This is a genomic window from Chryseobacterium oranimense (assembly GCF_900129755.1).
GTDB lineage: Bacteria > Bacteroidota > Bacteroidia > Flavobacteriales > Weeksellaceae > Chryseobacterium > Chryseobacterium oranimense.
Genome location: NZ_FQWT01000004.1, coordinates 315025 through 329817 on the forward strand (window position 1 = coordinate 315025; position 14793 = coordinate 329817).

General features: G+C 37.6%; 12 protein-coding genes. 5 read left to right on the plus strand and 7 right to left on the minus strand.

Annotated features, from left to right (window positions below; translation table 11 throughout):
* Nucleotides 1-11: 11 nt before the first annotated feature.
* From BUB03_RS14425 to BUB03_RS14440, 4 genes are all read right to left on the minus strand, one after another.
* The gene (locus BUB03_RS14425; protein WP_073064350.1) at nucleotides 12-473 is read right to left on the minus strand and encodes a lipocalin-like domain-containing protein; all 462 of its coding nucleotides are present in this window, start codon (nucleotides 471-473) and stop codon (nucleotides 12-14) included.
* Nucleotides 474-720: 247 nt separating this feature from the next.
* Nucleotides 721-1884, minus strand: coding sequence for an iron-containing alcohol dehydrogenase (locus BUB03_RS14430; protein ID WP_040996159.1), 1164 nt, complete (start codon nucleotides 1882-1884; stop codon nucleotides 721-723).
* A gap of 361 nt (nucleotides 1885-2245) precedes the next feature.
* Entirely contained in the window at nucleotides 2246-2860 is a 615-nt protein-coding gene (locus BUB03_RS14435; RefSeq protein WP_073064352.1) for a hypothetical protein, read from the minus strand.
* Between the two features lie 38 nt (nucleotides 2861-2898).
* A complete protein-coding gene (locus BUB03_RS14440) occupies nucleotides 2899-3303 on the minus strand; it encodes a hypothetical protein (protein ID WP_073064355.1) in 405 nt (134 codons plus the stop codon).
* 135 nt (nucleotides 3304-3438) lie between these two features.
* Here BUB03_RS14440 and BUB03_RS14445 point away from each other — a divergent pair, with 135 nt between their 5' ends.
* The gene (locus BUB03_RS14445) at nucleotides 3439-5973 is read left to right on the plus strand and encodes a phosphoenolpyruvate carboxylase (RefSeq protein ID WP_073064358.1); all 2535 of its coding nucleotides are present in this window, start codon (nucleotides 3439-3441) and stop codon (nucleotides 5971-5973) included.
* A 207-nt stretch (nucleotides 5974-6180) separates the two neighbouring features.
* Here BUB03_RS14445 and BUB03_RS14450 read toward each other — a convergent pair whose 3' ends face one another.
* Complete coding sequence (locus tag BUB03_RS14450; protein WP_073064600.1) at nucleotides 6181-7785, minus strand: S8/S53 family peptidase; 1605 nt, start codon at nucleotides 7783-7785, stop codon at nucleotides 6181-6183.
* A gap of 86 nt (nucleotides 7786-7871) precedes the next feature.
* Between BUB03_RS14450 and BUB03_RS14455 the strand changes: the two genes are divergently transcribed.
* From BUB03_RS14455 to BUB03_RS14470, 4 genes are all read left to right on the plus strand, one after another.
* Nucleotides 7872-8996, plus strand: a complete 1125-nt coding sequence (locus BUB03_RS14455) for a DegT/DnrJ/EryC1/StrS family aminotransferase (protein ID WP_073064360.1) — start codon at nucleotides 7872-7874, stop codon at nucleotides 8994-8996.
* On the plus strand, nucleotides 8997-9413 hold the full coding sequence (locus BUB03_RS14460) for a hypothetical protein (RefSeq protein ID WP_073064363.1): 417 nt from the start codon (nucleotides 8997-8999) through the stop codon (nucleotides 9411-9413).
* A gap of 15 nt (nucleotides 9414-9428) precedes the next feature.
* Nucleotides 9429-10448, plus strand: coding sequence for a UDP-glucose 4-epimerase GalE (gene galE / locus BUB03_RS14465; protein WP_073064365.1), 1020 nt, complete (start codon nucleotides 9429-9431; stop codon nucleotides 10446-10448).
* Nucleotides 10449-10549: 101 nt separating this feature from the next.
* Nucleotides 10550-11002 carry an adenylyltransferase/cytidyltransferase family protein gene (locus tag BUB03_RS14470; RefSeq protein ID WP_040996172.1) on the plus strand — a complete coding sequence of 151 codons (453 nt, stop codon included), beginning with the start codon at nucleotides 10550-10552 and terminating at the stop codon, nucleotides 11000-11002.
* A 37-nt stretch (nucleotides 11003-11039) separates the two neighbouring features.
* Here BUB03_RS14470 and BUB03_RS14475 read toward each other — a convergent pair whose 3' ends face one another.
* The gene (locus BUB03_RS14475) at nucleotides 11040-13595 is read right to left on the minus strand and encodes a TonB-dependent receptor domain-containing protein (protein WP_073064367.1); all 2556 of its coding nucleotides are present in this window, start codon (nucleotides 13593-13595) and stop codon (nucleotides 11040-11042) included.
* 168 nt (nucleotides 13596-13763) lie between these two features.
* A complete protein-coding gene (gene mltG, locus BUB03_RS14480) occupies nucleotides 13764-14789 on the minus strand; it encodes an endolytic transglycosylase MltG (RefSeq protein ID WP_073064370.1) in 1026 nt (341 codons plus the stop codon).
* Nucleotides 14790-14793 lie beyond the last annotated feature (4 nt).

Here is a 14793-nt window from a genome sequence, read left to right on the forward strand (position 1 = left end):
AGAGTCTGTATTTATCTTTTGTAGCTAACGTAGGTCAGATCGGCAACACCATCACCATCCTCATCAAAAGAACTGAATAACTGTGCCAGTTTCAGATCATGGCTGGTAAGCACTTCCACTCTGTACCATCTTTCAGTATCATTGTCATTTTTTATACTTAGCAGTTTAGACTCTTCAGTGTAAGTATACTTACCTTCAGTTTTTCCTGCCAGCTGGCACTCAAGACCAACTTCGGAATAGTAGGTAAAGCTTGTATAATAATCACTTCTGAAATGCAGAATGTTTTTAGCCTCACAGTCAGAAGGTGTTTGGGTCTTAATTACTGTTTTATTGTCCTTTCCGGAAATAGTTTCTATTTTGCTCACCTTCCAGTCTCCGCTCATCATTTCTAATTCATAAGCTTCGATATTGTCATCTTTACAGGAAGTTAGGGTCAAAGCAGAAAAGGCAAATAAAAGTAGCTGTTTTTTCATTTTCACAAATTTAAGAATATGCTAAAATATAAATAAATTTGAAATATCTGCAATGAAATCCAGCTTTTTTAAACGAATGTTTATAAATAAAAGAATTTTATAGGGATTGGGATGCGAGGTTCAGGTTTCGTATTGCAAATTTCAGGTTTTGAAAACCGAATAATAAACTTTCAGGCCCGGAAATTAAACTTTCATACTCGAATCTCGAATCTCGAATTTCGAAACCCGTACCCCGCATCCCGAAACTCTAATAACTCATCTCCACAATTTTATAAGCATCCTGAGGCGTCAGTTTTTTGTATTCACCAAGGCCTGACCAGTTTCTGTCCGTAAATGCTTTTTCCACTCTTTCTGCAGTTCCTTTATAGTCTTCCGTATATTCCGAAAGTTTGGTTTTAATGTTGAGACTATGGAAAAATTCCTCCATCTTTTTAATTCCTTGTTCTGCTTTTTCTTCTACTGTTCCGTCTTTAATTCCCCATACTCTTTCAGCATACTGGGCCAGTTTTCCTTTCTTTGTCTCAAAATTATAACGGTAATGGGACGGGGCTATAACAGCTAAAGTCCTTGCGTGGTCAATTCCGAAATAAGCGGTCAGTTCATGGCCCATGGCATGTACGGCCCAGTCTGTGATCACTCCTTTCTGGATAAGCCCGTTAAGAGCCATTGTACAGCACCACATGAAATTCCCGGCAGCATCATAATCAAAATCATCAGCCAAAACCTTAGGAGCTGTTTCCTGGAGGCTGATCAGAATACTTTCTGCAATTCTTTCCTGAAGATCGGCAGAAGAGGGAGCGGTCATATACTGTTCCAGAACGTGGGTGTAAGCATCGGTAATCCCGTTCACAATCTGGTTTTTAGGAATCGTTCTGATCACTTCCGGATCCAGAACAGAAAACTGTGGAAAAAGCCCCGGACCGCCGGAAGAAAGCTTTTCATTGGTTTCTCTTCTTGATATTACATAACCTGAATTCATTTCAGAGCCGGTTGCAGGCAAAGTCAGGATACTTCCGAAAGGCATTCCTTCACCTTCAAACGTTCTTACTGAATTTCTAAGGATATCCCATGGTTCACCTTCATAATGAGCAGCTGCTGAAAGAAATTTGGTTCCGTCAATAACAGATCCTCCGCCTACAGCCAGAAGGTAATTGATGTTTTTTTCTTTGATAAAGCTTAGGGCATCCAGCAGTACTTCATATTCAGGATTGGCAGGAACACCACCAAATTCATATAATTCATGATCTTTCAGAGCTTCTTTTACCTGATCGTAAACACCATTGTTTTTGATGCTTCCGCCCCCGTAGATCATTAATATTCTGGCATCTTTTGGGACTTCACGGGAAATTTTAGCGATTTCACCTTTTCCAAAAAGTATTTTTGTAGGATTTTTGAATTCGAAATTAAGCATTGTTCTAAATTTATTTGATTCAAATTTACGCAATGCCATACAAAAACTGAGTTAATGAAATTTTAAAATTCCTATCAAAGTGTTTTATAATAACAATATAAATTTCATTAGCTTGTCTTGATAATATTTTTGTATAAAGAGCTTTAGGAATTATTTTAGGCTAGAGAATTTTTTTAAACGCAAAGATGATGTTTCATCCTATACATTTTAAGAAAGCAAAGAGGAGAATCAACAAAGTTGATTCGATGAAGCAGTTTATTAAAAATACTACAAAAAATCTGCGTAATCTGCCCAATCAGCGAGAGAATTAAATAGAAAATAAAGATATACTTTCTGTTTTTTTTAATAAAACAACTCCCTCTTACTGAGAAACAGCTTCATTACAATTTTCACCTTTAAAGTAAATACCATTGTTTTTTGATTCAAGCTTTCCGTTTTTCCTGTTGATCTTTATAAAATAAGATTCTTTAATTTCCGGACAGCCTTTAGACTTTGAGAGGTACAGATCAATATGTTTGTCTTCAATTTTATAGGATCCGCTGAGTTTATTACCGGTATCCACTGAAAAGCCATAGGTTTTAGCCAGCAGAATAGCTTCCGGAAGATTATCTACGGTTCCGATGAAATCCCTCAATTGCTGCTCATTCACAAAATAAATAGCTCTGTCTTTTTTGCAGGCCAGAATATAGGTGAAACATTTTTCACCAACGCATTTCTGGAAAAAACCTTTCTCGGGAAAAGGTTCATTAATGGTCATGAAATCCGGCATTTGGCTTTCGTATACCACCGCTTTATCCGGATCGGGATCATTAGTCAGTACTCTCCAGTAGCCATATTCTTTATCAGGAACAATGAACGGGTAGAGTAGTTCAATATTGTCGAGGATTTCCGGGATTTTTTTGAAATCGGCGGGGACTGCATTTTGAGAAAGCAGCAAACCCGGGATCAGAAAAGAGATGATCGAAATAATTTTCATAATTATTATTTTCTTAAACAGCATAAATACTGACTCAATTATTTCAGTATAATTTTATAATATCCTTTTTCATCAGTTACATCAATCCCTATGCCTGTAAATGTTAATTTATTAATCTGATATCCATCGCAGCCTCCTTTAAACTCGGACGACTGTATTGAAAAATCAAAAGTTTTGATATTAGACTGGAAATTGTACTTTTTTGTTCCATTATAGGCCCCAACATTTTCTAATATAATCATGTCGTCGGATGTTTTGGTTAATTGTACTCCATTCTGGTTTTCATCCTTGATGGAATAGGCAGTGAGGGTTCCGTTTGTGATCAGATTTTCATCGTCAGAATTAACGAATTTAAAAGCTATCGTCTGAGGAGCATTATAACAATCTTCACCGCATGCTGTGAAAATAAAACTCATTAAAAGGAATATGAATATATTTTTCATGGAATACTGATTAATTTGTGTGAAAAGTAAAATTAATCATTAAACTGCTGTATTCAAAAAATAATTTTGTTCCTGCGGCTGTATTTTTTGTCATTTATCAATTAATTTAATTTCAAAATCTATTACATTTGTTATATGATACACGACCAACGAGCAGAAAAATTCAGGCAGATCGTGGAGAATAAGTTCCAGATCTACAATTCATTATTTATGAGCCTGCCTTATGATAAAATGACCAATATCGGGATGCTTCTCCCGTTCCTTTACGAGGAAAGCAGAAACGGATATGAAGAAGGCAAAACCCCTGAGGAAATTATCGAAGAATTCTTTAAAAATCATACCGATCTTCAAAAGGAGGAGCAGAAAGTAGAGCTGCTTTTCAAGATTATCCAATATATTGAAAGACAGGTAGTTTTGTTTGATAGTATTGAAGATGCAGCTTTTCCAAGCCTCCATTCCGAAAGCGACAACGGAACGGTTACCAATCTTTTCGAACGTTCTTACCAGGATCACAAACTTGAAAAAGTTCGTGAAAAGCTGAAGGATTTTACGGTAAAAGTAGTGTTTACGGCACACCCGACGCAATTTTATCCAAGCTCGGTACAGAGGATTATCCAGGATCTGAGGGGAGCTATTACCAGCGATTCCGTTACCCAGATTGATATGCTTCTGCAGCAGTTGGGGAAAACACCCTTTGTCAATAAAGAAAAGCCAACGCCAATTGATGAAGCGCTGAGCATCATTTCTTATTTAAGATATGTTTATTACGATACAATCGGAGAGCTGTTTACCAAGATCAAAAAGACCTTTGGAAACGGTCATTTCCATCTTCACGAAGATATTATTCAGCTTGGTTTCTGGCCGGGTGGAGACAGAGACGGAAATCCGTTTGTGACTGCGGATGTTACCAAAAGAGTGGCAGAAGAACTCCGTTCCGCCATTCTGAAATCTTACTACAGCCATTTGAAATTTATCAGAAGGAGGTTAAGTTTCAGAGGCGTATCTGAAGTGCTGACCCAGCTGAGCGATGAGCTTTACAGTGCCATTTTCAACGGAAAAATGATCACGGCAGATGATATTCTGAAAAAAGCTGAGGAAGCAGAAAAAATACTGGTGAATGAGCATAATTCTCTGTTTTTAGATCTTCTGGTAAATTTCAGAGACCGTGTGAAAATTTTCGGAACTCATTTTGCGACATTGGACGTCCGCCAGGACAGCAGAATCCATCAGAAAGTAATTGATGACGTTTTTGCAAAAGTTTATGGTAATGCCGAGGCCGGGGAAGAAGAAAAATTCAATAAGCTGATCCAGCTTGGTAATAAAGTTGATGCAGATCAGTTTGAAGATATCGTTAAAGATACTTTATTAACTGTTTGCCAGATTTCTGAAATTCAGGATCTCAACGGGCAGAGAGGGATGAACCGTTATATTATTTCCAATTCCGATGCTGTAAAAGATGTGATGAATGTGTATGCATTCTTTAAAATCTGCGGCTATAAGGATGAAGAGATCAAAATGGATATTGTTCCTCTTTTTGAAACAATGGAAGGCCTTGCCAATGCTGAAAATGTAATGAGTGAGCTTTACCGGAATCCTGTCTATAAAAAACATCTTGAAAGAAGAGGAAATCAGCAGACGATTATGCTTGGTTTTTCAGACGGGACAAAAGATGGGGGCTATCTTAAAGCCAACTGGGAGATTTATAAAGCCAAAGAAGTCTTAACTAAACTTTCCGTCCAGAATGGTATAAAAGTAGTGTTCTTTGATGGCAGAGGCGGCCCGCCGGCAAGAGGAGGAGGTAAAACCCATGATTTCTATGCATCACAGGGAAATACCATCGCGAACAATAAAATCGAACTGACCATACAGGGACAGACGATCACCAGTATTTTTGGAAATAAAGAACAGGCCAAATACAACTTTGAGCAGCTTCTGACCGCCGGAGTTGAAAATGATGTTTTCAAAAATTCCAAAAAAGACCTTACGGAAAAAGAAAGAAAGCTCATCATTGAACTGGCAGAGATCAGCTATAAAAAATACTCGGATCTGAAAGCACATCCAATGTTTGTTCCTTATCTTCAGGAAATGAGTACCCTTGAATATTACGGTAAGACCAACATCGGAAGCCGCCCGTCCAAAAGAGGAAACGGAAGCGAGCTGAAATTCGAAGATTTAAGAGCCATTCCTTTTGTAGGCTCCTGGTCTCAGCTGAAGCAGAATGTCCCAGGGTTTTTCGGGTTCGGATTTGCCATGCAGCAGATGAAAGAGAAGGGAAGGCTGGATGAGGTGAAAGAACTGTATAAAGGTTCGGATTTCTTTAAAACTTTAGTCCTGAATTCTATGATGAGTATGAACAAGTCTTATTTTCCGCTGACGTATTACATCAAAAATAATCCTAAATTCGGAGCATTCTGGAATGTCCTTTATGATGAATATGTCCTTTCAAGAGATATCATGCTGGAACTTACCGGCTTCAAGATGCTGCAGGAAGAAGATCCGTTATCCAGAAAATCTGTGAAAATAAGGGAAAAGATTGTTTTGCCGCTATTGAGTATTCAGCAATATGCCTTAATGAAAATCCAGAAAGGAGAAGGAAACAGAGAAGCTTATGAAAAGCTGGTAACAAGGTCATTATTTGGAAACATCAATGCGAGCAGAAATTCAGCTTAACTGATATATAAACGCCTCTCAATTGAGAGGCGTTATTTTTTTGATTTAAATTTTGGCTAAAGCCTTTGGTAAAATGTTTAGATTATTGAACGAATGAACGGGCTGAAGCCCGTCCTAATTCAATATTTGTTATTACCAATCTGAGTGATCTGAGCAATCTGTGCGAAATAAAAATTACCGATCTGCACCAGTTTAACCGTTATTTAATTACTCTTTTAAGAACTTTTCATAAAAAGTGTCATTCTTCATCTTAATTTTCAGGTAGTACGTTCCTTTCGGAAAGTCCTCAACTTTTACAGATTTTTGCCCGCTATTTTTCCTGATCAGCTTCCCTAAATTATCATAGATTTCCAATGATATAACTTCACCTTCAGAAGCCACATTCAGAATGTTTTTTACAGGATTGGGAAATAGGGCAAACTTTTCTTTCTTCACTATTTCAGAGGTATTCAGCACTTGATTGTAAACGCTTCCAAAATTGAGAATTCCATACCCCATCTGGTCTGTGTGGACAGGGTATAGCGAAGCGGTCTGGCGGAGTTTTGTTCTGATCTGTTCCCTGTTCATCGATGGGAAAGCCTGAATAAGACATGCGACACCACCTGCGGCGATGGGAGTTGCAATAGATGTTCCGCTGACTGAGGTTAATGTACCGTTGGTAACGGTTGCCGCAGCACTTCCTCTTGAACTTCCGTCAGGTTTTACCACACCCAAGGAATTAGGCCCATAAGATGAAAATCCTGAAGAGCTTCCTGCTGCATCCACAGATCCTATGCTGAATACCTTGGCGTTATCTGCCGGGGTCATAATGTAATGCCAGGGCTGGGCTCCTGAATTTCCTGCTGCCGCGAGAACAAAAATCCCTTTATTGGCAGCTATTTCAGCAGCTCTGGCAATAAAAGAAGTAGTTCCGTTCATGTCCGAGTATGTGTAGTTGTACCTGGAGTCGTCAAAAACATTGTAACCAAGTGAGGCTGTGATGATATCAACACCTTTTCTGTCTGCTTCTTCAGCTGCTTCTATCCAGTATAATTCTTCTTCGGGAATTTCACCGACAGCATTTTCGCTGCGGTAAAGGTAAAAATCGGCATCCGGGGCAGATCCTACAAAAGTATTTTCAATATATCCGCCAATAGCTCCTAAGACAGCAGATCCGTGATTGCTGATGGAAGTATTGTATACATTGGGAGTTTTGGTGACAAAGTCGTAAACGGCTTTGATTTGGTTATTGTTGCGCAGTCTTTCAAATGCAGATCCGGTATCCACATAAGGAAAACCGGCATCAATAACCGCAATAGAGATCCCCGTACCTGTAAACCCGGTAAGGTGAAGGGGCCTTAAATTAATCTGGTCGATCTGTGCGGATCCAGAGCCATAATCAAAAACAGTCAGTGTCTTTTGCGTTTCAGAAACCGGATTCCATTTATTCTGAACTGCTGTTTTAGGGGCCGAAGTGTTATTTTTTGCAAACCGTCCCACCGACTGTACATAAGGCTGTGTCTGCAAAACTGTTATTTGTGCCGGAGTTGCGTTTACAGCTGCTCCGTTAAGCCATTTGGAATAGTCGGTGACGGTAAAGCCTAGGTTCTGAAGATTCTGGATGTAAGACTGCTCAATAGGAGCATCCTGGTCGTTCAGAACAATACCCAGCGAAGTACGTCTGTTGAGGGATTTCTGGCTCAGTTCAGAAAGCGGATTGGCATAAAAAGCAGCTTTATTCGGTTTGTCCGTAAAATAAACAAAAACAAGCTCTGTTTGCGCATTTACAGTAGAGTAACCCACTAAAAGACAAAAGAGTAAAAGTTTTTTCATAAAGTTATTTTCCATAAAGATAAAACAAAATCAATAAAATTTTTGATAGGATTTTAAATTCCTTATTTTTACACAAATATTTATTTATGAAAAAAATTCAGATGGTTGACTTGCAAAGTCAGTATTACAAAATAAAGAATGATGTAGACAATGCGGTTTTAAATGTAATGGATTCTGCGGCTTTCATCAACGGCCCGGAAGTAAAGTCTTTCCAGAATGAATTGGAATCTTATTTAGATGTAAAGCATGTGATCCCGTGTGCTAACGGAACGGATGCTTTGCAGATCGCACTGATGGCTTTGGACCTGAAAGAAGGGGATGAGGTGATCACTGCAGATTTTACTTTTGCCGCTACAGTAGAAGTTATTCATCTGCTTAAGCTGAAATCAGTACTGGTAGATGTAGATTACGATACATTCACAATTTCTACGGAAGAAATTAAAAAAGCAATCACTCCAAGAACAAAAGCAATTATTCCGGTCCATATCTTTGGACAGTGTGCGAATATGGAAGAGATCTTAAAAATTGCGGAAGAACATAACCTGTATGTTATTGAAGATAATGCACAGGCCATAGGAGCACAGTATACATTCTCTGACGGAACTCAGAAATATGCGGGAACAATGGCAACGGTAGGAACTACTTCATTTTTTCCTTCCAAAAATCTAGGATGCTATGGAGATGGCGGGGCTCTTTTCACAAATAATGATGAACTGGCACACCGTCTGAGAGGAATCGTTAACCACGGAATGTACGAGAGGTATTATCATGATGAAGTAGGTGTGAATTCCAGATTAGACAGTATTCAGGCGGCAGTTTTAAGAAAGAAACTTCCTCATTTGGATACTTACAATGAAGCAAGAAGAAAAGCAGCCGATTATTATGATGAGGCATTTGCAGGACATGCAGATATTCTTACTCCACAAAGATCAGAAAACTCAACGCATGTATTCCACCAATATACTTTAAGAATCCTGAACGGAAAGCGTAATGAGCTTCAGAAATTCCTTGCAGAAAAGGAAATTCCTGCAATGATCTATTATCCGGTAGCGTTGAGAAAGCAGAAAGCCTATTTCCAGGAAAGCAATGATGAAGATTTTGTGAACACAGACAAGCTTCTGGATCAGGTGATCTCTCTGCCCATGCATACGGAACTGGATGAAGAGCAGCTGAAGTATATTACGGATGCGGTGCTTGAGTTTATGAAGTAGATGAAAAAAAGAATTTTTAAATATAAAATATTTAAAGTACTTGTTGTTTTAACGAGTTCAATAATGTTGTCTCTATTAGGAATTGGCTTATTTGACTTAATCAATAGAGAAGATTTTTCTTTACAATCATATGGTGATAAACTGACAATAATTGTTGTGGCTATTTTATTTTTATTAAAATTAATAAGCTTGATATTTATTTTATTTAAACTTTCAAAAAGTATTTTGTTGCTTAATATTTATTATATTTCTTCTCTTAGTATTCTAGTTGTAAGTACTGCAATAAATGAATTATATTCTGCAATAAATTTATTTTTAATTTTTTGTTTATCAATTCTAATTTTTTTGGTAAATAAATTTAAATATAAGAAGGTACATTACGAAAACATAGAACTTATAGGAACACAAAACGATTAAAAATATTAATAAAAAATGGCAATATTAGTCACAGGAGGACTTGGATATATTGGTTCTCATACAGTTGTGGAACTTTTGAATAATGGCTTTGATGTTGTCATTGTTGATGATCTATCCAATTCTGAAAAATTTATTTTAAAAAATATTGAGGAGGTTGCAGGGAAGAAACCTGTTTTTTATCCTTTTGATTTAAAGAGAAGGGAGCTTCTTACTCAGGTTTTTGATGCCCATCAGATCGACGGATGCATCAATTTTGCAGCTTCCAAAGCGGTTGGAGAAAGCCAGGTAAAGCCGATAGATTATTACGAAAATAATTTATTTACGCTGATCAATATTCTTCAGGAATTTAAGGAAAGAGGGATTTCAAACTTTATTTTCAGTTCTTCATGTACGGTGTACGGGCAGGCAGAGAAAATGCCGATTGATGAGAATACACCACTGAAAATGCCTGAAAGTGTTTATGGCAAAACAAAACAGATGGGCGAAGAAATTTTGATTGATTTTGCAAAAGCTTATAACAGAAAAATTTCTCTTTTAAGATATTTTAATCCTATCGGTGCTCACCCGTCCGGAAAATTAGGCGAACTTCCATTGGGAATTCCCAATAATTTAATTCCTTATGTTACTCAAACTGCTGCCGGAATTCGCGAAAAACTGAGTATCTGGGGTGATGATTACGATACGGAAGACGGAACTGCGGTTCGTGATTATATTTACGTTGTTGATTTGGCGAAGGCGCACGTAAGTGCCCTTAAGAACTTGTTACATAGCAACGAAGAGACAGTCATTGATATATTTAACCTTGGAACAGGAAAGGGCTCATCCGTACTGGAAGTTGTGAAAGCTTTTGAAACGGCTAATGATGTGAAAGTTCCTTATCAGATCTGTGCGAGAAGAGAGGGGGATATTACCATTGCTTATGCTAATGCAGATAAGGCTGAAAAAGAACTTCACTGGAAGTCTGAGACTTCATTGGAGGAATCTTTAAGAACGGTTTGGAAATGGCAGCAGTATCTTGACTCAAGAGCTGTTTAAAAAAGAATTAAAAAAACAATTATATAACAATCTTTTCCTGCAATAGGAGCTTTTTAACGATTTAAAATAGCTGATATGCCGGAATTTTAATTGACACTGTTATGAAAACACAAAAAATAGGTATTACGTTTTCCTCATTCGATCTGCTGCATGCAGGACACATCAAAATGCTTGAAGAAGCTAAAACGGTATGTGATTATTTAATTGTAGGACTTCAGGTTGATCCTTCGCATGACCGCCCGAATAAAAATAAACCCAGCCAGAGTATTGTTGAGAGGTATATTCAGCTGAAGGCAGTAAATGCCGTAGATGAAATTATCCCTTACTATACGGAAGAAGATCTTCTTGATATTTTAAAGTCTTTTGTGATCGATGTAAGGATCATTGGGGACGATTATATGAACAGAGACTTTACAGGGAAACAATATTGTGAAGAGAAAGGAATTGAGATCTTTTACAATAAAAGAGACCATAGGTTTTCCACGAGCGACCTCCGAAGAAGAATCTATGAAGCGGAGAAAGAAAAAATAGAAAGAGCAGAAGCTGCAAAATAAAAAAATCCCGAAAAATATTTTCGGGATTTTTTGTGTATTACATCGGGGCTTGCTGGTCGTCGCCCGTCGCATTGGAGTTGATATCTTTTTTCTTTTTAGGCTGTTCTACCTTCTCGCCTTGCTTGAATCTGTAAGTCAGAGAAACAGAGAACTGTCTTGGCTGCCATTGCATATAAGAATCTCTTATACTGTTTGCTGTATACGTCGTAGATCTCATTGCTCTGGTATTGAAAATATCCTGAATATTGAATGCTAAAGTTCCGTCACCCTTCCAGATTGTTTTAGAAGCACCTAGACTGATGGCATACATGTCTTTTCTATCCTGGTAAGCTGTTTTCTGCCCTCCTCTGTAGAATCCTTGTAGTTGGAAGCTGAATGTTTTATCCACCTTAATCGTTGAAGAAAGCCTTGCTCTCGTTGAAAAACCTTTACCGTTAAAATCAGCAACAGCCTGAACAGGATTTCCATCTTTATCAAAGGTGTCATATAGAGTGCTGCCTTTTGTATTGTAACCAAACATATCTACATTTCCTAAGAATTTCAGCCAGCTTGTTGCATCCCAGTTGAAGTTTAAATCTAAACCGAAACGATCATCCGTACCAAGGTTAATTGGTTTTGTATGAGATTCTATACGCTTTGGATCAATAATAGCTCCGTTTTCATCTGTAGCCAGAATATTATACACTAACATTTTTGTATCATCAGTCTGATGTCTGTAATACAATGTAGGGTTGATTGTGAATTTCTTTTTTGAAATGCTGTATCCGAATTCAAAAGAGTCTACATATGATGGATTAAGATCAATGTTTCCGTCAAAAATATTCTGGTTATCATTATAACTCGGGTTAGGAATCATAAAGAATGATCTTGGGCGGTCTATTCTTCTTGTGTAGTTTAACAGCAACTGATTATCCTTGGCGAATTCATAGCTTAAATAAACGCTTGGGAATAAGTTATTGTAATTTTTAGTCGTTGCAGGTACATTTTTCTTAGGATCAAGGCTTATGTAATTAATATCTACATTGGACAATTCATCCCTCACTCCTAACTGATAACCTAATTTTCCGATTTTACTTTTGAATTGCAAATAAAAAGCATTGAAAGTCTCCTTGTAGGTTGCATCATAAGTGTATGGCTTAAGGAAATCTAACGGTTTTGTTGTTGTGCTCTCACGAACATCATTACTATAATCATTGGTATTGATATCAATTCTGTATCCTGCTTCTAATTTTGAAGATTCACCAATAGGCAACTCATAATCAGCCTTAGCAATAACAGATCTGTTAATGGTATTCTGATTAATGACATTTTTCAGATTATCAATAGTATCATCGATATTGGTATCGTTGTATGACCGGCTTCTCTGTAAACTTAATGATAATGATAAATTCTGCCCTTTATCATCAAATTTATGATCTAACCCAAAATCACCTTGAAAAGCCAGGTTATTGTTTGTTCCGAAAGTACTTCTGTTTGATGTATAAAAAGGATTTGTAAGAGGAGTGTAGCGATAATCAATATTACCAAAGTTTTCACTGTCAAAAGTTCTTACGGTTCCGGATGCATTTACTGAGGTTTTTTCGGAAATGTCATAAACGATACCTACGGAAGCGTTATAGTTGTTATTTTTACTTTTGGTTTCAGAGTCGGTATTTCTTTGTACCAAATCATCAGCTAATTTGGCATTGTTAAAATAATCATCATTTCTACTGGTATTTTTGGATTCCCTGTAGCCTCCGCCACCATTTAGAAACCATGTAAAGTTTCCTTTTCTCCAGTTAAGATTCGCATTAAGGTTGGTTTGGGGAAGATAGCCTAAAGTTCCGATAACACTACCGTTAAAACCGGTCTTCTTGCTTTTCTTTAAAATAATATTCAAAATACCGGCAGTACCGCTAGCCTCAAATTTAGAAGAAGGGTTGGTAATTACTTCAATCTTCTCGATCTGGTCAGCAGGAATACTCTGAAGGGCGTTGGCACCATCATCTATCCCAAGAAGGGCAGAAGGTTTCCCATTGATCAGGAACTTCACATTGGAGCTTCCTCTCATCGAAACAGTACCGTCAGTATCCACAGAAACGGAAGGAACATTGGAAAGCACATCCTGAAGATTTCCTCCCTTGCTTACAATATCCTGGGAAGGGTCGTAAGTCCTTTTGTCAAGCTCCACTTTATACGGTTTTGTTGCCGCTGCAGTGATCACCACACCTTGTATTTCCTGGGTCTTGCCGTCCAGAGTGCTTGTAGCTTCCGGCTGTATGGATAATGCACCGATATTTCCCGGGCCTGCAATACTTTTATTGACTACACTTTTTTTGTAGTCGATTGCTTCTACTGTAATGTCGTAATTTCCAGGTGCCAGCTCCAGTTTGTACTGTCCTTTTTCGTCGGTCAATACAGCGTCACTTAAGGTCTTGTTCGCTTTATTGCTGAACGTCACAGAGGCATAAGGAACCGGTTGATTGTTTTTGTTGACGATCATTCCCGTAACTCCTGCTTTCTCCTGGGCAAATGCCATTGCTGCTGCCGAAAGTACAAAAGTAAGTGCTAGCGTTTTTTTTGTGAAAATGTTGACAATTTCCGTCTGATTCATAAGGTATTTTTTGTGTAAAATCGTAAAGGTATAAGTCTTAATATTGTGAAATCTTTAATTGGGTTTGATTTCAGATATTACGATTTATGTATTATTTATAGATGTATAAGTCGTATAGAAGTGTTAAAAGTTAATTATCATATTGTTAATAAAAGTTAAATTTATCTTTTATTTTATATTTTTGGAATTCAGCCAGTCCTGATAAGCTTTTGCATTGATGGCATGCTCTTCTGCACTTGCTGTAAATTTATGATAGCCAAATCTTTTAGGATCAGCACACATAAAGATATAATTATTGTTTTCTGCATTCAAAACCGCATCTACAGAGTTTTTATCTACGATACAGATAGGTCCCGGAGGAATTCCTGCATTCGCATAGGTGTTGTAGGGCGATGGTGTTGACAAATGTTTGTACAATACTCTTTTAATAGGCTCCTTAAAATTAGTCTGCTTATTGATTGCATAAATTACCGTAGGATCCGACTGAAGTTTCATGCCTTTTCTGTAACGGTTCAGGTACAATCCTGCAATGGTTTTCATTTCATCCTTTTTTCCTCCGGATTCTTTGTAGACAATAGAGGCCAGTGCATAGATCTGGTCCCTGGTCAGTCCGGATTGCTGTTCGCGGTTCTTCCTTTCGCTTGTCCAGAATTCATTATACTGTTCATCAAACTTTTTAAAGAATTCTTTCGGGCTTACCGTCCAGAAAAAATTATAAGTGTCTATGAAAAAATATTTTTTTAAATCTTCTGCATTGTTATATCCTTTTTCTACCGCCACTTTATTCAGGTCATTCACAAACTGTAAGGAATCCAGCTCCGTTTTTTTGGTAACCTTTCCTATCATCTGGTACATGTCTCCGAAATCTCCTATTCTGAAAGTATTTTCAGATTGGTTTCCGGCTTTAATCATATTCACAAGGTTGGTGTTTCCTGCTCCCGGTTGGAAATGATAGCGGCCCGGCTTAAAGAACCTGTCCAGATTCTTATCCTTTGCCACTGCTTCAAAAGCTTCCTTATCTTTTACATATGGAGCCACGGAATCAAGAATCTGCTTGAAATCCGCTTTATGCGGAATCAGAACATAGCCATCCTTTTCCACGTTATTTCCATAATATTTATTATAAAATCTCAAACCAAAAAATCCTGCCGCTCCAACAATAATGAGAGCGATAATAAGAACAGTTTTTTTCATTATT

Bases quoted from the DNA above. Each gene is read 5' to 3' on its own strand.
- BUB03_RS14425 (WP_073064350.1), bottom strand. From the start codon at position 473: ATGAAAAAACAGCTACTTTTATTTGCCTTTTCTGCTTTGACCCTAACT.
- BUB03_RS14430 (WP_040996159.1), bottom strand. From the start codon at position 1,884: ATGCTTAATTTCGAATTCAAAAATCCTACAAAAATACTTTTTGGAAAA.
- BUB03_RS14435 (WP_073064352.1), bottom strand. From the start codon at position 2,860: ATGAAAATTATTTCGATCATCTCTTTTCTGATCCCGGGTTTGCTGCTT.
- BUB03_RS14440 (WP_073064355.1), bottom strand. From the start codon at position 3,303: ATGAAAAATATATTCATATTCCTTTTAATGAGTTTTATTTTCACAGCA.
- BUB03_RS14445 (WP_073064358.1), top strand. From the start codon at position 3,439: ATGATACACGACCAACGAGCAGAAAAATTCAGGCAGATCGTGGAGAAT.
- BUB03_RS14450 (WP_073064600.1), bottom strand. From the start codon at position 7,785: ATGAAAAAACTTTTACTCTTTTGTCTTTTAGTGGGTTACTCTACTGTA.
- BUB03_RS14455 (WP_073064360.1), top strand. From the start codon at position 7,872: ATGAAAAAAATTCAGATGGTTGACTTGCAAAGTCAGTATTACAAAATA.
- BUB03_RS14460 (WP_073064363.1), top strand. From the start codon at position 8,997: ATGAAAAAAAGAATTTTTAAATATAAAATATTTAAAGTACTTGTTGTT.
- galE (WP_073064365.1), top strand. From the start codon at position 9,429: ATGGCAATATTAGTCACAGGAGGACTTGGATATATTGGTTCTCATACA.
- BUB03_RS14470 (WP_040996172.1), top strand. From the start codon at position 10,550: ATGAAAACACAAAAAATAGGTATTACGTTTTCCTCATTCGATCTGCTG.
- BUB03_RS14475 (WP_073064367.1), bottom strand. From the start codon at position 13,595: ATGAATCAGACGGAAATTGTCAACATTTTCACAAAAAAAACGCTAGCA.
- mltG (WP_073064370.1), bottom strand. From the start codon at position 14,789: ATGAAAAAAACTGTTCTTATTATCGCTCTCATTATTGTTGGAGCGGCA.